Source organism: Allokutzneria sp. NRRL B-24872 (assembly GCF_002155965.1).
Lineage (GTDB): Bacteria > Actinomycetota > Actinomycetes > Mycobacteriales > Pseudonocardiaceae > Allokutzneria.
Map to the genome: position 1 here is coordinate 19015 of NZ_MUMH01000042.1, position 14735 is coordinate 33749.

Genomic DNA, 14735 nt, shown 5'->3' on the forward strand with positions numbered 1-14735 from the left:
ATGAGCCGCAAGCCCCCGGAGCACGACGTCGACGAGTCCGAGCTGGTCGTCAGCAAGCCGAAGGAGTGGGCGGCGGGCCTTCCCGGCGTCGCCGTCTCGCTCAAGCGCAGCGTCGAGCAGATGGGCGTCGGGCGCACGGTGCGGTCGCTGAAGGTGCTCAACCAGCACAACGGCGTCGACTGCCCGGGGTGCGCGTGGCCGGAGGCGCAGGGCCACCGCAAGCTCGCGGAGTTCTGCGAGAACGGCGCGAAGGCGATCGCCGAGGAGGCCACGCGGCGGCGCGTCGACCGCGAGTTCTTCGCCAGGCACGGCATCGCCGAGCTGGCCGGGAAGTCCGACTACTGGCTGGGCCAGCAGGGCCGCATCACCGAGCCGATGGTGTTGCGGCGCGGGGAAACCCACTACTCGCCGATCTCGTGGGACGGCGCGTTCGAGATCATCGCGGAGCAGCTCAACGGCCTCGCGAGCCCCGATGAGGCGATCTTCTACACCTCCGGCCGCACGAGCAACGAGGCCGCGTTCCTCTACCAGCTGTTCTGCCGCGGCTACGGCACGAACAACCTGCCCGACTGCTCGAACATGTGCCACGAGTCCTCCGGCGCGGCGCTCAAGGAGACCATCGGCATCGGCAAGGGCTCGGTGTCGCTGGAGGACGTGGAGTCGGCCGATCTGCTCATCGTGGTGGGCCAGAACCCCGGCACCAACCACCCGCGCATGCTCTCCTCGCTGGAGGTCGCGAAGAAGCGCGGCGCGCGCGTCGTCGCGGTGAACCCCTTGCCAGAAGCCGGTTTGCTGCGCTTCAAGAACCCGCAGAACATCAGCGGCCTGGTGGGCAGGGGCACCGCGCTCTCCGACGAGTTCTGCCAGATCAAGCTCGGCGGCGACCTCGCGTTCTTCCAAGCGCTGGGGCACCTCGTGCTCGCGGCGGAGGACGCGGCGCCGGGAGCCGTGCTGGACCGCGCGTTCATCGACGCGCACACCCACGGCTTCGACGCCTACGTCGAGCAGGTCCGCGATCTCGACTGGGACGCCGTCGACGCCGCTACCGGTGTGCCGCGCGAGCAGATCGCCGAGGTCTCGCGGATGCTGGTCGACTCCAAGCGGACGATCATCTGCTGGGCCATGGGGCTCACCCAGCACAAGCACTCCGTTCCGACGATCCGCGAGATCGTGAACGTGTTGCTGCTGCGCGGAATGATCGGCAAGCCGGGTGCGGGCGTGTGCCCGGTGCGCGGTCACTCCAACGTGCAGGGCGACCGCACGATGGGCATCTGGGAGAAGATGCCGGAGGAGTTCATGTCCGCGCTGGAGCAGGAGTTCTCCATCTCCGTTCCGCGCAGGCACGGATACGACACCGTGGACTCGCTGCGCGCGATGCGCGACGGCCGTGCTTCGGTGTTCTTCGCGATGGGCGGCAACTTCGTCTCCGCGACGCCGGACACCAAGCTCACCGAGCGCGCGCTGTCGTCCTGCGCGCTGACCGTCAACGTCTCGACGAAGCTCAACCGCTCGCACGTCGTGCCCGGCGAGATTTCCCTTGTCCTGCCGACTCTTGGGCGCACCGAGCGCGATGTTCAGCAGAGCGGCGAGCAATTCGTCAGCGTCGAGGACTCGATGTCCGTCGTGCACAGCTCTCGTGGCCGCAACGCCCCGGCCAGCGAGCACCTGCTCTCCGAGATCGCGATCGTCGCGCGCATGGCCCGCAAGGTCCTCGGCGCGGAGCACCCGATCCCCTGGGAGGACTTCGAGTCCGACTACGACCGCGTCCGCGATCGCATCGAGCGCGTGGTCCCCGGCTTCGCCAACTACAACGAGCGCGTGCGCGACAAGGACGGTTTCGTACTGCCACATCCGCCGCGCGACAGCCGCGAGTTCCGCACCACCACGGGGAAAGCGAACTTCACGGCGAACACCTTCGAGGCGCCGCACATCCCCGAAGGCCGTCTGCTGCTGCAAACCCTGCGCAGCCACGACCAGTTCAACACCACGATCTACGGCCTGGACGACCGCTACCGGGGTGTGAAGGACGCGCGGCGCGTGGTGTTCGTCAACCCCGACGACCTCACGGAACTCGGCGTCGCGGACGGCGCGGCGGTCGACCTGGTCAGTGAGTGGGCGGGTGACGAGGACCGCACGGCGGAGCGCTTCCGGGTCGTGGCCTATCCCACGGCGCGGGGCTGCGCGGCAGCCTACTTCCCCGAGGCGAACGCGTTGGTGCCACTGGACTCCACGGCGGAGATCTCCAACACCCCGACGTCGAAGTCCATCGTGATCCGGCTGGTTCCCAGGAGCTAGCCCGCGGTGCCGGGTTCGTGGTGGCGCGGGTGCACCGGCCGCACGAGCTCGTTCGCCACGAACGCGATCACCAGCAAGCCGATCACGATGGAGAACGAGGCGGTGTACAGCTCCGGTCCCGACCTGCCCGCCGCCTTCTGCGCGTCGGCAACGGCGTTGATGATCAGCGGACCGAGCACTCCGGCGAGCGACCACGCGGTGAGCAGTCGCCCGTGGATCGCGCCGACCTGATAGGCGCCGAAGAGGTCCTTCAGGTAGGCCGGGATCGTGGCGAAACCGCCGCCGTAGAAGGACAGGATCACCATCGCGCAGAGGATGAACAGGGGCTTGGAGGTATCGCCCAGCAACGCGATCGCCAGGTAGAGCAGCGCCCCGACGCCGAGGTAGAGGCGGTAGATGTTCTTGCGGCCGATGACGTCCGAAGTGGACGACCACACGAAGCGCCCGAGCATGTTCACCAGCGACAGCAACGCGACGAAGCCGGCCGCGGCACCGACGCTGACCGGAAACGCGCTGTCCGCGAAGAAGTCGCGGATCATCGGCGCGGCCTTCTCCAGGATTCCGATGCCCGCGGTCACGTTGAAGCACAGGACCACCCACAGGCACCAGAACTGCGGAGTCCGGATCGCGTTGCGCGCCGACACGTTCACCACGCTGGCGGCGGGCTTCGCCGAAGCGACCGAGCTCGGCGGACGCCAGTCGTCGGCGGGCACGCGCACCAGCAGCACGCCCATCGTCATGAACACCGCGTAGACCAGGCCGTGCACCAGGAACGTGGCTGCGATGCCCGAGGCGTCCTTGCCGAAGCCCTCCAGCATCGCGGCCGACCACGGCGAGGCGATCAGCGCTCCGCCGCCGAAGCCCATGATCGCGATGCCGGTGGCCATGCCGGGCCGGTCGGGAAACCACTTGATCAGCGTGGACACCGGCGAGATGTAGCCGATGCCGAGCCCGATGCCGCCGATCACCCCGTAGCCGAGCACCACCAGCCAGTACTGCGCGGTGGCCGCTCCGAGCGCTGACACCAGGAAGCCGGAGCAGAAGCACACGGTGGAGACGAACATCGCCCACCGTGGTCCGTTGCGCTCAACCAGTGTTCCGCCGAACGCCGCCGACAGGCCGAGCATCACGATGCCGAGCTGGAACGGCAGCGCGCTCTGTGTTCCGCTGAGCCCGAGCGCGCCTTCCAGAGGCGGCTTGAACACGCTCCACGCGTAGGCTTGGCCGATCGAGAGGTGCACGGCCAATGCGGCCGGTGGGACCAACCACCGGCTCCATCCAGGGGAAGCGACGGTGCGGGCACGACTGAGAAAGTCCACCGAGCTCCTCCCACGGCCAGAAATGCAACATAAACTCACAATTGGGATCTGTCACCCCGAGCCGAGGAGGCGGTCCACATGGGCAGAGTCACCGTCCGCCGCCAGGTGCTGCGGATCTCCGATGGCCGGGAGACGAGCCGGCCGGACGCGTTGGCCGCCGAGGAACCGTTGGAGCTGCGGGTGAACGGGCGCGCGCTCACGGTCACGATGCGCACGCCCGGCCAGGACGTCGAGCTGGCGCACGGATTCCTGCTCACCGAAGGCGTGATCACCGCCACCGAGGACGTGCGGACCGCGCGCTACTGCGACGGGACCGACGAGGACGGCAGGAACACCTACAACGTCCTCGACCTCGCACTGGCCGCGCACGTCCCGCCGGTCCAGGTCGGCGTCGAGCGGAACTTCCACACCACGTCCTCGTGCGGGGTCTGCGGCAAGGCCGCGCTGGAGTCGGTGCGCGTGCGCGGCCACCACGACCTCACCAAGGACGACGTCAAGGTCGGCGTCGACACGCTGATCTCCTTGCCCGGCAAGCTCCGCGCGGCTCAACGCGTCTTCGACAGCACTGGCGGCCTGCACGGGGCAGGATTGTTCACCGCCGAGGGCGAACTGCTCGTCGCACGGGAGGACGTCGGCAGGCACAACGCCGTGGACAAGGTCATCGGCTGGGCGGTCCTGTCCGGCAGGGTGCCGCTCAGCGGCTGCGTGCTGATGGTGTCGGGACGAGCGTCCTTCGAGCTCGTGCAGAAGGCGACGATGGCCGGGATTCCCGTACTGGCCGCGGTGTCCGCGCCGTCCTCGCTCGCGGCCGATCTCGCCGCCGAGCAGGGCATGACCCTCATCGGCTTTCTCAGGGGGTCGTCCATGAACGTCTACTCAGGACAGTCCAGAGTGGACAGATGAGCGGTCCTCTCACCGGCGTCGTCGTGGTCAGCCTGGAGCAGGCCGTCGCGGTGCCCTACGCCTCCCGGCTGCTCGCCGACCTCGGCGCCCGCGTGATCAAGGTCGAACGCGTCGACGGCGGCGACTTCGCGCGGCACTACGACAACGCGTGCGGCGAGGTCTCCTCGTACTTCGCGTGGGTCAACGGCGGCAAGGAGTCGATCACCCTCGACTTCAAGCTCCCCGAGGGCCGCGAGGTCCTGACCAGGCTCGTCGAGCGCGCGGACGTGGTGCTGTGCAACCTCTCCCCCGCCGCGGCCCGTCGTCTCGGTGTGGACGCGGAAACGTTGCGCGCGGACCGCCCGGAGCTGATCGTCGGCGAGCTGTCCGGCTACGGCGACGGCGGCCCCTACTCGGAGCGCAAGGCCTACGACGCGCTCGTGCAGTCCGAAGCCGGACTGATCGAGCTGACCGGCGAGGGCGAGGTGACCGCTCGCACAGGCATCTCCGTCGCCGACATCTCCGGCGGAGTCCACCTGCACTCCGCCGTGCTGGCCGCGCTCTACCACCGCGAACGGACCGGCGAAGGCACCGCGCTGCGCCTGTCGCTGCTGGAGTCGCTGGCGGAGTGGGTGCAGCAGCCGCTGCTCTACGCGACCGGCACCGGCAAGATCCCGCCCCGCTCGGGCGCCCACCACGCCAGCATCGCGCCGTACGGGCCGTTCCGGTGCGGTGACGGCGGGTCCGTGCACCTCGCTGTCCAGAACGAGCCGCAGTGGACTCGCCTGTGCGCACGCGTCCTCAACCGCCCGGAGCTGGCGACCGATCCCCGCTTCACCACGGTGGCATCGCGCGTGGAGCACCGCGAGGCGCTGCACGCCGAGCTGCACGCGGTCTTCGCGGGGATGACCGCCGAGGGGTTGCTGGCCGCCCTCGACGCCGCCGACGTGCCCGCTTCGCGCACGCGGGACGTCCTTGGTCTGGCCGAGCACCCTCAGCTCGCGGCACGGGAGCGGTGGCACGAGGTGCCCGCTCCCGGCGCGAGTCCCCGGATGCTCCGGCCGCCCGTGGACGCCACGCACTGGAGCTGGTCCCCGGGCGCCATCCCCCGGTTGGGGCAGCACACCGAGGCGATCTTGAGCTGGCTGGGCTACGACGAACGGAGTGCCCGTGAACTCCGCGAAAAGGGAGCCGTCTGACAACCCCCTTTCGAGTGTGAGGCGGATCACTGAGGATAAATTCCGTGTGATCGGTAACGAGAATGGCCTGAGGCGCGTCACAAGGGGGTGCGGGGACGATTTCCGTCCCGCGCTCGCAGGGGGAGGTTCAGCGTGGCCCAGGGGGGCAGTCACCGCCGCGTCGTGAGGCGCACGGTGCTGATGGGAGCAGCCGCGGGGGCGGCGGCCACGGTCACTCTCGGGGTGACAGCGGGCAGCGGGGCGCTGCGCAACGCCGAGAAGGGGGTCAAGCCTCCCGCTCCGGCGCCGAGCAGCACGCCCGCGCTCGCCTCAGCGCCTTCGCGCGGGGTGATGCGGGTGGAGCAGGTCCGCTCCGCCTACCGCAGGCAGAGCGTGGAGATCGCCACCTTCCTGCCCAGCAACACCAGCAAGGACCTGCCCGTCTGCCTGCTACTGCACGGCCGCTTCGGCAACGCCCGCTCCGCGCCCGGCGGCGACCTCGCGGGCGCGCTCGCCTCCGCCGTCGCCAAGGGCCACGTCAAGCCGTTCGCCTTCGTGGCCGTGGACGGCGGCGCCAACACCTACTGGCACCAGCAGCAGAACGACAACCCGATGGCGATGCTGCTGGAGGAGATCCCGACCTGGCTCGCCGAGCGCGGCCTCGGCGGTCCCGACGGCAAGCCCTTCGCCGTCTCCGGCATCTCCATGGGCGGCTTCGGCGCGTTCCTCTACGCCCGGCGCCGCCAGGAGCGCCGCGACCCGGTGAGCGCCATCGCCGCGATCTCACCCGCGCTGATCACCTCGTGGGGCGAGATGAGCAAGCGCAAGGCGTTCCGCGACCAGGCCGAGTGGGCCTCCATGGACCCGCTGCGCAACCTCGACAAGCACGGCGGCGCCAAGGTCGGCATGTGGTGCGGCACCGAGGACAGCTTCATCACCGGTGTCCGCCAGTACATCCAGCGCGCCCGCCCCGTGGTCGCCGCCACCGGCCCTGGCGGCCACAACCAGGTCTTCTACAACCGGGTCCTGCCCGACGTGGTCCGCTTCGTCGGCCGCCACCTCCCCTGACGCAGGCGTGTCAGATAGGGTGAGCATGTGACACACGCAGAAGTTTCAGTCAACGAGCAGGGCAGGGTGACCATTCCTGCCCAGTTGCGCGCTGAACTCGGTCTGCGTCCAGGTTCTCGAGTGGTGGCCTACACCGAGAACGGTCGCCTCGTGCTCGAGGACCGCGATCACCTCCTGGCGCGCATTCAGGACGAGGTGGCCCGCACGGACGTCGGCAGGGGCAGCGCGGTGAAGGCCCTGCTGGTTGAACGCCGCACGGAAGCCAAGCGCGAGCAGGCCGAAGAGGACTGCACCTCGTGACAGTCGTGCTTGACGCGTCCGCTGTGCTCGCTCTGCTCTACCGGGAGCCCGGCCAAGAGGTGGTTCGTGAACTCCTCGACGGAAGCCGGATCTCCACCGTCAACTGGTCCGAGGTCGTTCAGAAACTCACCCAGCGAGGTAGTTCGCCCGACATCGCGACCTACCTCTTGGCGCTGGGCGTGGCGGTGGAGCCCTTCACCCAGGACGACGCCGAACTCGCCGCCGCCCTGTACTCGCGGACGAAGCAGTCCGGCCTGTCGCTGGGCGATCGTGCGTGCCTGGCACTCGCCGCACGCCTGAACGCACCCGCGCTCACTGCGGACAAGGCGTGGGCCGCGGCCGACACCGATGTCGAGGTCCGACTCATCCGCTGACCCACCAGCCGCTGTTCTTCGCGTTTTGGCTACTTCTTGTGAATTGAGAGCGCTCTCATTCGCAACGCGTTGCCACATCGCTGGGAGGGGGCCGCCCGCGGTCACATGGCGCGGCGGCCGGAGAGGGCTCGGCCCAGGGTGAGCTCGTCGGCGAACTCGAGGTCTCCGCCCATGGGCAGACCCGAGGCCAGACGGGTGACCGTGAGGCCGGGGAAGTCCTTGAGCATGCGCATCAGGTAGGTCGCCGTCGCCTCGCCCTCGGTGTTCGGGTCGGTGGCGATGATGATCTCCGAGATGTCCACGCCGTCGAGCGTGGTGCCGATCCTGGACAGCAGCTCGCGGATGCGCAGCTGGTCAGGACCCACGCCGGACAACGGGTCCAGCGCGCCGCCGAGCACGTGGTAGCGGCCCTTGAACTCCCGCGTGCGCTCGACCGCGAGCACGTCCTTGGGCTCCTCGACCACGCACACCACCGACAGGTCGCGGCGCGGGTCGCGGCAGATGCGGCAGGTGGTCTCCTCGGAGACGTTGCCGCAGACGTCGCAGAACTGGATGCCCTCCTTGACCTTCTGCAGGACCTCCTGCAGCCGGGTCACGTCGGCGGGCTCGGCGGCGAGCAGGTGGAAGGCGATGCGCTGCGCGCTCTTCGGCCCGACGCCGGGCAACCGGCCGAGCTCGTCGATCAGGTCCTGGACCGGTCCCTCGTACACGTCGCTGCGCGCCTACATTCCGGGGAGCTGGAACCCGCCACCGAGACCGCCCGCCAGCGGGCCCATGGTGCGCTGGGCCAGCTCCTGCGCGTTGGTGTTGGCGTCGCGGACCGCGGCGACCACCAGGTCGGCCAGCGTGTCCGGGTCCTCGGGGTCGATGACCTTGGGGTCGATCGTCAGCGCCTTCAGCTCGCCAGCGCCCGAGACCGTCGCGGTGACCAGGCCACCACCGGCGTTGCCGGAGACCTCGGCGTCGGCCAGCTCCTGCTGGGCGACCATGAGCTGCTGCTGCATCTGCTGGGCCTGCTGCAGGATCTGCTGCATGTCGGGCATGCCACCGGGCTGCAAGACGGCTCCTCTCGGCGAGCTGTGCTCCGGAAAGGCACAGCATGCGGTCAGGGTAGTCGCGCACCGTCTGGCACCGTGTACCGCGTGCGACGCCGTGATGTGAGCATCCTCCTTGCCGGATCGGTTGCCCTGGTCTTCACCGCCTGCGGTGGACCTGCGGAGACCCCGCCGTCGAGTGCTGCGCCCGAACCCACGTCGATGTCCGTTGGGAGTCCGCCGATCACCGCCGATCCGACCACAGCCCCCGCGAGCCCCAGCGCCAGCGCGCTCGCGGGCAGGACCGTGGTGCTCGACCCAGGCCACAACGGCCGCAACTCCTCGAACCCCGGCGCGATCAACAAGCCCGTCCCGGACGGCCGCGGCGGCACGAAGGCGTGCAACACCACGGGAACCGCGACCAACGCCGGTTACTCCGAGCACGCCTTCACCTGGGACGTCGCCGTTCGCGTGCGCGAGGCGCTGACCGCGCGCGGCGTCAAGGTGGTCATGACGCGCGAGGACGACAACGGCGTCGGCCCCTGCGTCGACGAGCGCGCGAAGATCGGCAACCGCTCGACCGCCGACGCGGTGGTCTCCATCCACGCCGACGGCTCGAACTCCGCCTCAGCGCGCGGTTTCCACATCATCCACTCGGCGCCGCCGCTGAACTCCGCGCAGCGCGAGCCGTCGACGAAGCTCGCGGGCGCCCTGCGCGACACCTTGCGCGCCAAGGGTTTCCCGGTGTCCAACTACATCGGCTCGAACGGTCTGCACGGCAGGCCGGACATCGCGGGCATGAACCACTCCACCCGCCCGGCCGTCATGGTCGAGTGCGGCAACATGCGGCACCCGGAGGACGCCGCCCAGCTCTCCAGCGCGGTGGGCCGGGCCAAGTACGCGAGCGCGATCTCCGACGGACTGCTCCGCTACCTGGGGTAACCGGCTAGCCCAAGCGGTCTCCGGCGGGCGCCGAGTTGGTATCGATCGCCCGAACGAGTGCGGCACCGGCTGGCCGGAGAGCTATCACTTCAGCCATGAGCAGCACCCTCGCCGACATCGTGGTTGCGAAGGACGCCACGCGCATCGCCCTGTCCGTGATCAGCGCGCTCGTGCTGCTCGCGGGGGTGTACTGGCAGCTGCGCAGGCGCACCACGCGGCGCTCGCTGCTGCGCGCCCGCGTCGAGGAGATCGGTGAAGCCTCCGGCGGCAAGCGCGGCGCGACGCTGCGCCTGGTGTCCGGGGCGCGCGACGGGGAGCTGGTCGAACTGGCACCGACCCGCCTCACCGTTGAGGTCGGTGACGACGTCCAGGTCCACCCCTGCCTCGAACACCCCGCCGCGCTCCGGCTGACCGGCACTCCGCGCACGGTGATGCCCGGCGCGCTGATCGGCTATGGCGTGCTGCTGCTCGCCGCCGCGTGGATCGCCCCGCCAAGGGCCGCCGAGCTGGTCGAGCTGGCCCCGCTGGTGTTCCCGCTGTTCTCCGGCCTGCTCGTGGTGACGGGGGTCGGCGTGCTCGTCGGCGCGCTGCGCTTCGCGCGGGCCTCGCGCAAGGTCGGCGGCATGATCGTGGCCCACCGCTCGCGCTCCGGTGAGACCACCTACGAGCCCCAGGTGGAGTACGAGATCGACGGCCGCGTGCGGCGCAGCTGGACCGGCGCGCGTCGGCAGAGCTCCGCCGACGTGGGCAAACGCGTGCGCGTCTACGTCGACCCGCGCGCTCCCGCCGTCGGCACGCTCTACACGGTGTGGACGTGGATCTTCCCGATCACCCTGCTCGTGCTGGGCCTGGTGGGCCTCACCACCGGCGCCGCGTTCCTGCGCTGGTGGTGACCCGTTTCGTACTCCTACCGGGAAAAAGAGCGCTCCCAAATCCCGCTTTCGGTACGAAACGGGAAAATGCGAGCGGGCGCTAGTCGATGCGGCGCGCGCCCAAGGGGCTGAAGAGCTTGATGATCTCTTCGTCCGGGTCGTGCTGCTTCACGTCCGGACTGCCCATCGGGGCCGCCGCGACCTCGTCGAGCATCGCTTCCTCGTCCTCGCGCTCGGAGGCGGGGTCTGGCGGCAGCGGCTCGTCGAAGTCGGCGGGCGGCTCCGGCGGCGGTGGCTCGTCGGCGGCCGGGGCGGACGCGGAGCGGCGGACGGGTTCCGGCCGACGGGTCGGCGCGGGGGCCGAGGGCGCGGCGGTGCCTGTGGCGGTGTCGGCCGAGGACTGCTGTTGCTGGGGTTGCTGCTGGCTGCGGCGCTGCACGACCGGGCGCTCCGCGACGGGCTTGGCGGCGCCTGCCGGGCGCGCGGGCGCAGCGGCCGCGTTGCCCGCCACGCAGCGGACCTGCCACTTCCCGCCGAGCACGCTCTCGACGGCCGCGGCGATGACGTCGCTGTTCCTCGGGTCGGACAACCGCTTGGCCAGCGCCTCCGCGGTGTGGCTCAGCGTGATCGCGTTGCCCTCCACCGACTGCACGGCGGCGTTGGTCAGCATCGCCTCGGTGCTGCGGCTCTGCGCGCGCACGGCGGCGAGCAGCGCGGGCCACGACTGCCTCAGCACCGCCGCGTCCACCGCACGCGGAGCGCCGGGGGCTGCGGGAGCGGCCGGTTCGGGCTCCGGCGCGGGAGCTGGAGCGGCCTGGACCGGAGCCGGGGTCGGCGCTGGTTCGGGGGCGGCTGGGCGCTGCGGAGGCTGGGCGACGGGCTGCGGCTCGGCGGGAGCCTGCGAACGCCGCTGGAACGTCGGGCGGTCCCCTGCGGGCGGCGCGGCTGACGGAACCGGCGCGGGCGCGGGAGCGGGAGCGGCGGCGACCGGAGCAGCAGGAGCTGCGGCGACGACCGGGGAGGCGGCGACGGCGGGGGCGACGGCCGGAGCTCGCCGCTCAAGGCGGTCGAGGCGGTCCAGCAGCGCGGCCTCGCTGTCGGCGGCGCCGGGCAGCAGCATCCGCGAGCAGAGCAGCTCCAGCACCAGCCGCGGAGCGGTCGCGCCGCGCATGTCGATCAGTCCTGTGTGGACGATCTCGGCGTAGCGGGTCAGCGTGCCCGCGCCGATCTTGTCGACCTGGCCGAGCATCGTGGTCAGCTGCTCCGACGGCGCGTCGACGAGACCGCGCTCGCCCGCGTCCGGCACGGCGTGCAGCAGCACCAGGTCACGCAGCCGGTCGAGCAGGTCGGTGGCGAAGCGGCGCGGGTCGTGGCCCGCCTCCACCAGCCGGTTCACCGTGCCGAAGACCCCGGCGCCGTCGTGCGCGCCGAGCGCGTCGACCATCTCGTCGATCAGCGCGACGTCGGTGACGCCCAGCAGTGAGACGGCGCGCGCGTAGGTCACGCCCTCCGGCCCGGCACCGGCCAGGAGCTGGTCCATCACCGAGAGCGTGTCGCGCGCCGATCCCCCGCCGGCGCGGATGACCAGCGGGAACACCGCGGGCTCGACCGCGACGCCCTCGTCGGCGCAGATCCGCTCGACCAGCTCCCGCATCACACCGGGCGGCATCAGCCGGAACGGGTAGTGGTGGGTCCGGGAGCGGATGGTGCCGAGCACCTTCTCCGGCTCGGTGGTGGCGAAGATGAAGATCAGGTGGTCCGGCGGCTCTTCGACGATCTTCAGCAGGGCGTTGAAGCCCTGCGTGGTGACCATGTGCGCCTCGTCGATGATGAAGACGCGGTAGCGCGATTCGGCCGGGGCGTAGAACGCGCGGTCGCGCAGCTCCCTGGTGTCGTCGACACCACCGTGGCTGGCCGCGTCCAGTTCGACGACGTCGACGTTGCCGCTGCCCTCGGGGGCCAGCGCGACGCAGGAGTTGCACTCGCCGCACGGATCCGGCGTCGGGCCCTGCACGCAGTTGAGCGAGCGGGCCAGGATGCGCGCGCTGGAGGTCTTCCCGCAGCCGCGTGGACCGGAGAAGAGGTAGGCGTGGTTGATCCGCCCGGCCTGCAGCGCCATGCGCAACGGGTCGGTGACGTGCTCCTGCCCGACGACCTCGGAGAAGCTCGCCGGGCGGTACTTGCGATACAGGGCCAGCGCCACGGCTCCGCACCTTACTGGCGAGCACCGACAACGGGAGAATCCGGGCCCGTCGGGGACATGGGCACCGCGAGATAAAAGGGGACCCCACGCACCTGCCAGAGCCCGCTTATCCTTGCTGCCTTCCGGCCCTGGGGAGGTTCACGAGATGCGCACCGCATGGGGTCCGAGATCAGTGTAGCGCGCCCGCCGCGCCGCTGCGGACAGGGTCGAAACCCTCCGGAGTCCTCGGTCACATCTGTCCTGCCAACGGCCGACAGGAACGCGAAACCGCCTTCTCCGCGCCGCTAACCTGCGCCGATGCGCAACGTGGTGCTCGTCGACCCGTACTCGACGGGCAGTGCCCTCGCCCCCGCCTTCGCCGAGCGCGGAGTCCCCGCCGTCGCGGTGCTCACCACACCGGAGCCGACGGCGTCCTTCGCCAACACCTGGCACCCCGAGCACTTCACCGAGGTCTTCGTCCTCGACGACGCGGACAAGCTCGCCAGGCGGCTGCGCGAACTCGACCCGCTGTGCGTGCTGCCGGGGACCGAGACCGGGGTCGAGGCGGCCGAACACCTCTCCGAACTCGTCGTGCCGGGGCAGAGCAACATCGCGGAGCTGTCCTCGGCCCGGCGCGACAAGGGGCGCATGGGTGCGGCGCTGGCCGAGGCGGGCATCCCGCACCTGCGGCAACTGAGCGCGTCGAACGCCGAGGAGGTCGCGGAGTGGTTGCGCGTCAACGACCTCGACCGCTCGGCGATCGTGCTGAAGCCGCAGAACAGCGCCGGGGCCGACGACGTGTTCGTCGCGCGTCCGGATGAGGACTGGCGGGTGCCGTTCCACCGCATCCTCGGCGCGGTCAACCGCTTGGAGCTGACCAACACCCGCGTGCTCGTGCAGGAGCTGGCCGAGGGCGTCGAGTACGCCGTCGACACCTACTCCGTCGACGGTGCGCACGGCTTGGTCGCGGTGTGGCGCTACGACAAGCGCGCCGAGGGAAACCGGCTCGGCGTCTACCTTTCCGCGTGCGCGGTGTCCCCCGACGACCCCGCTGTCACCACCGTCGCCGACTACACGCGGCGCGTGCTCGACGCCGTCGGCGTGCGCAACGGCCCCGGACACGTCGAGGTGATGCTGACCGCGTCCGGCCCACGGCTGATCGAGGTCGGCGCGCGGCTCGCTGGTGGCGACCAGCAGTACCTGTCCCGCCTGGCCGTCGGGGACTCGCAGGTCGAGCGCACCGTGCGGCACTGGATCGACGGCGAGGGCGCGATCGCGGACTACCGGCTGGTGCGCCACGCGCGCTCGGTCTACCTGTCCGCGCGCGAGTCCGGTGTCCTGCGCGGCGCTTCGCGGCTCGGGCGGCTCCCGGAACTGCTGCCGACGCTGCACAAGGTCGACGTCCCGCACCGCGACGGCTCGCGGGTCACCCGCACGGTGGACCTGTGGACCAACCTCGGCCACGTGATCCTCGCTGGCGAGGACCCCCGCGCCGTCGCCGCCGACGAGGCGCTCCTGCGGGAAATCGAAGCGGAACTCCACGTCGAACCGTCATGATCGGGGCATGAGCGGACAGGTCATCGTCCTCAGCGGACCGCCCGGGGCGGGCAAGAGCACCGTGGCCCGCCTCCTCGCCGACGAGTTCTCCTCCAGCGTCCACCTGCACACCGACGACTTCTACGCGTGCATCCGGCGCGGCGCCGTGCTCCCGTACCTGCCCGAGGCCCAGCACCAGAACCAGGTCGTCACCGGCGTCATCGCCACCGCGGCCTTCGGCTACGCCGCGGGCGGCTACGACGTCATCTGCGACGGCGTGCTCGGGCCGTGGTTCCTCGACGGGTTTCGCAGGCCCGGCAACGACATCGCCGTGCACTACGTGGTGCTGCGCCCCGACGAGGCCACCACTGTCACCCGCGCGCTCGCCCGGGGCGCCGACGCCCTCACCGAGGAGGAGCCGGTGCGCGCGATGCACCGCCAGTTCGCCGATCTCGGGGAGTGGGCGAACCACGCGATCGACTCCGCCGACCTCGACGCCGACTCCACCGCCACCGTCGTGCTCGAGGGCATCGCACGCGGCGTCTACCGGCTGCCGGACCCCGTCTGACCCCCCGTTTTGGGCGGCGACACCCCCCTCCGGTAAAGTCTGCGACGGAGGATTCGCATAGTGGCCTAGTGCGCACGATTGGAAATCGTGTTGGGGTAAAACCCTCGCGGGTTCAAATCCCGCATCCTCCGCGGACAAGGCCCCGGACGTTCAGCGTCCGGGGCCTTCGTCGTTGTCAGGCCCCG

Annotated in this window: 14 protein-coding genes, 1 tRNA gene and 1 other RNA gene; 11 read left to right on the forward strand and 5 right to left on the reverse strand. The window is 70.7% G+C overall.

The features are described 5' to 3' along the window. A complete protein-coding gene (locus CCN37_RS11900) occupies positions 1-2295 on the forward strand; it encodes an FdhF/YdeP family oxidoreductase (protein ID WP_086820801.1) in 2295 nt (764 codons plus the stop codon). Here the strand turns inward: CCN37_RS11900 and CCN37_RS11905 are convergent. After that, the gene (locus CCN37_RS11905; protein ID WP_086820888.1) at positions 2292-3638 is read right to left on the reverse strand and encodes an OFA family MFS transporter; all 1347 of its coding nucleotides are present in this window, start codon (positions 3636-3638) and stop codon (positions 2292-2294) included. The genes CCN37_RS11900 and CCN37_RS11905 overlap by 4 nt on opposite strands. A gap of 54 nt (positions 3639-3692) precedes the next feature. On the opposite strand from CCN37_RS11905, the gene fdhD reads away from it, so the two are divergent. The 5 genes from fdhD (at position 3693) to CCN37_RS11930 (ending at position 7416) form a co-directional block, all read left to right on the forward strand. After that, a complete protein-coding gene (gene fdhD / locus CCN37_RS11910; RefSeq protein ID WP_086820802.1) occupies positions 3693-4517 on the forward strand; it encodes a formate dehydrogenase accessory sulfurtransferase FdhD in 825 nt (274 codons plus the stop codon). Then, complete coding sequence (locus CCN37_RS11915) at positions 4514-5695, forward strand: CaiB/BaiF CoA-transferase family protein (RefSeq protein WP_086820803.1); 1182 nt, start codon at positions 4514-4516, stop codon at positions 5693-5695. Before fdhD ends, CCN37_RS11915 begins: the two co-directional genes overlap by 4 nt. Positions 5696-5857: 162 nt before the next feature. Next, positions 5858-6742 (forward strand): alpha/beta hydrolase family protein, encoded by an 885-nt coding sequence (locus tag CCN37_RS11920; RefSeq protein WP_246842964.1) that lies wholly within the window; start codon positions 5858-5860, stop codon positions 6740-6742. 27 nt (positions 6743-6769) lie between these two features. Beyond that, positions 6770-7042 (forward strand): AbrB/MazE/SpoVT family DNA-binding domain-containing protein, encoded by a 273-nt coding sequence (locus tag CCN37_RS42010; protein WP_086820804.1) that lies wholly within the window; start codon positions 6770-6772, stop codon positions 7040-7042. Next, positions 7039-7416: a type II toxin-antitoxin system VapC family toxin gene (locus CCN37_RS11930; RefSeq protein ID WP_086820805.1), complete on the forward strand. Its 378-nt coding sequence runs from the start codon at positions 7039-7041 to the stop codon at positions 7414-7416. The genes CCN37_RS42010 and CCN37_RS11930 overlap by 4 nt, the downstream gene beginning before the upstream one ends. 101 nt (positions 7417-7517) lie before the next feature. On the opposite strand, the gene recR is transcribed toward CCN37_RS11930, so the two are convergent. Together recR and CCN37_RS11940 are read right to left on the reverse strand one after the other, a co-directional pair. Then, a complete protein-coding gene (recR, locus tag CCN37_RS11935; RefSeq protein WP_086820806.1) occupies positions 7518-8126 on the reverse strand; it encodes a recombination mediator RecR in 609 nt (202 codons plus the stop codon). Positions 8127-8138: 12 nt separating this feature from the next. Next, complete coding sequence (locus tag CCN37_RS11940; protein ID WP_246842966.1) at positions 8139-8450, reverse strand: YbaB/EbfC family nucleoid-associated protein; 312 nt, start codon at positions 8448-8450, stop codon at positions 8139-8141. Between the two features lie 108 nt (positions 8451-8558). Between CCN37_RS11940 and CCN37_RS11945 the strand changes: the two genes are divergently transcribed. Both CCN37_RS11945 and CCN37_RS11950 read left to right on the forward strand, forming a co-directional pair. Then, positions 8559-9392 carry an N-acetylmuramoyl-L-alanine amidase gene (locus CCN37_RS11945; RefSeq protein WP_371504026.1) on the forward strand — a complete coding sequence of 278 codons (834 nt, stop codon included), beginning with the start codon at positions 8559-8561 and terminating at the stop codon, positions 9390-9392. Positions 9393-9487: 95 nt separating this feature from the next. Then, positions 9488-10285 (forward strand): DUF3592 domain-containing protein, encoded by a 798-nt coding sequence (locus CCN37_RS11950; protein ID WP_086820809.1) that lies wholly within the window; start codon positions 9488-9490, stop codon positions 10283-10285. 79 nt (positions 10286-10364) lie between these two features. Here the strand turns inward: CCN37_RS11950 and CCN37_RS11955 are convergent, their stop codons facing one another. Together CCN37_RS11955 and ffs are read right to left on the reverse strand one after the other, a co-directional pair. Continuing rightward, positions 10365-12467: a DNA polymerase III subunit gamma and tau gene (locus tag CCN37_RS11955; RefSeq protein ID WP_086820810.1), complete on the reverse strand. Its 2103-nt coding sequence runs from the start codon at positions 12465-12467 to the stop codon at positions 10365-10367. A gap of 73 nt (positions 12468-12540) precedes the next feature. After that, positions 12541-12635: signal recognition particle sRNA small type (gene ffs / locus CCN37_RS11960), an RNA gene on the reverse strand. 129 nt (positions 12636-12764) lie between these two features. On the opposite strand from ffs, the gene CCN37_RS11965 reads away from it, so the two are divergent. The 3 genes from CCN37_RS11965 (at position 12765) to CCN37_RS11975 (ending at position 14681) form a co-directional block, all read left to right on the forward strand. After that, the gene (locus CCN37_RS11965; protein WP_086820811.1) at positions 12765-14003 is read left to right on the forward strand and encodes an ATP-grasp domain-containing protein; all 1239 of its coding nucleotides are present in this window, start codon (positions 12765-12767) and stop codon (positions 14001-14003) included. A gap of 7 nt (positions 14004-14010) precedes the next feature. Beyond that, complete coding sequence (locus CCN37_RS11970) at positions 14011-14550, forward strand: AAA family ATPase (RefSeq protein WP_086820812.1); 540 nt, start codon at positions 14011-14013, stop codon at positions 14548-14550. Between the two features lie 46 nt (positions 14551-14596). After that, positions 14597-14681, forward strand: a tRNA-Ser gene (locus tag CCN37_RS11975). The last annotated feature ends 54 nt before the right edge of the window (positions 14682-14735 follow it).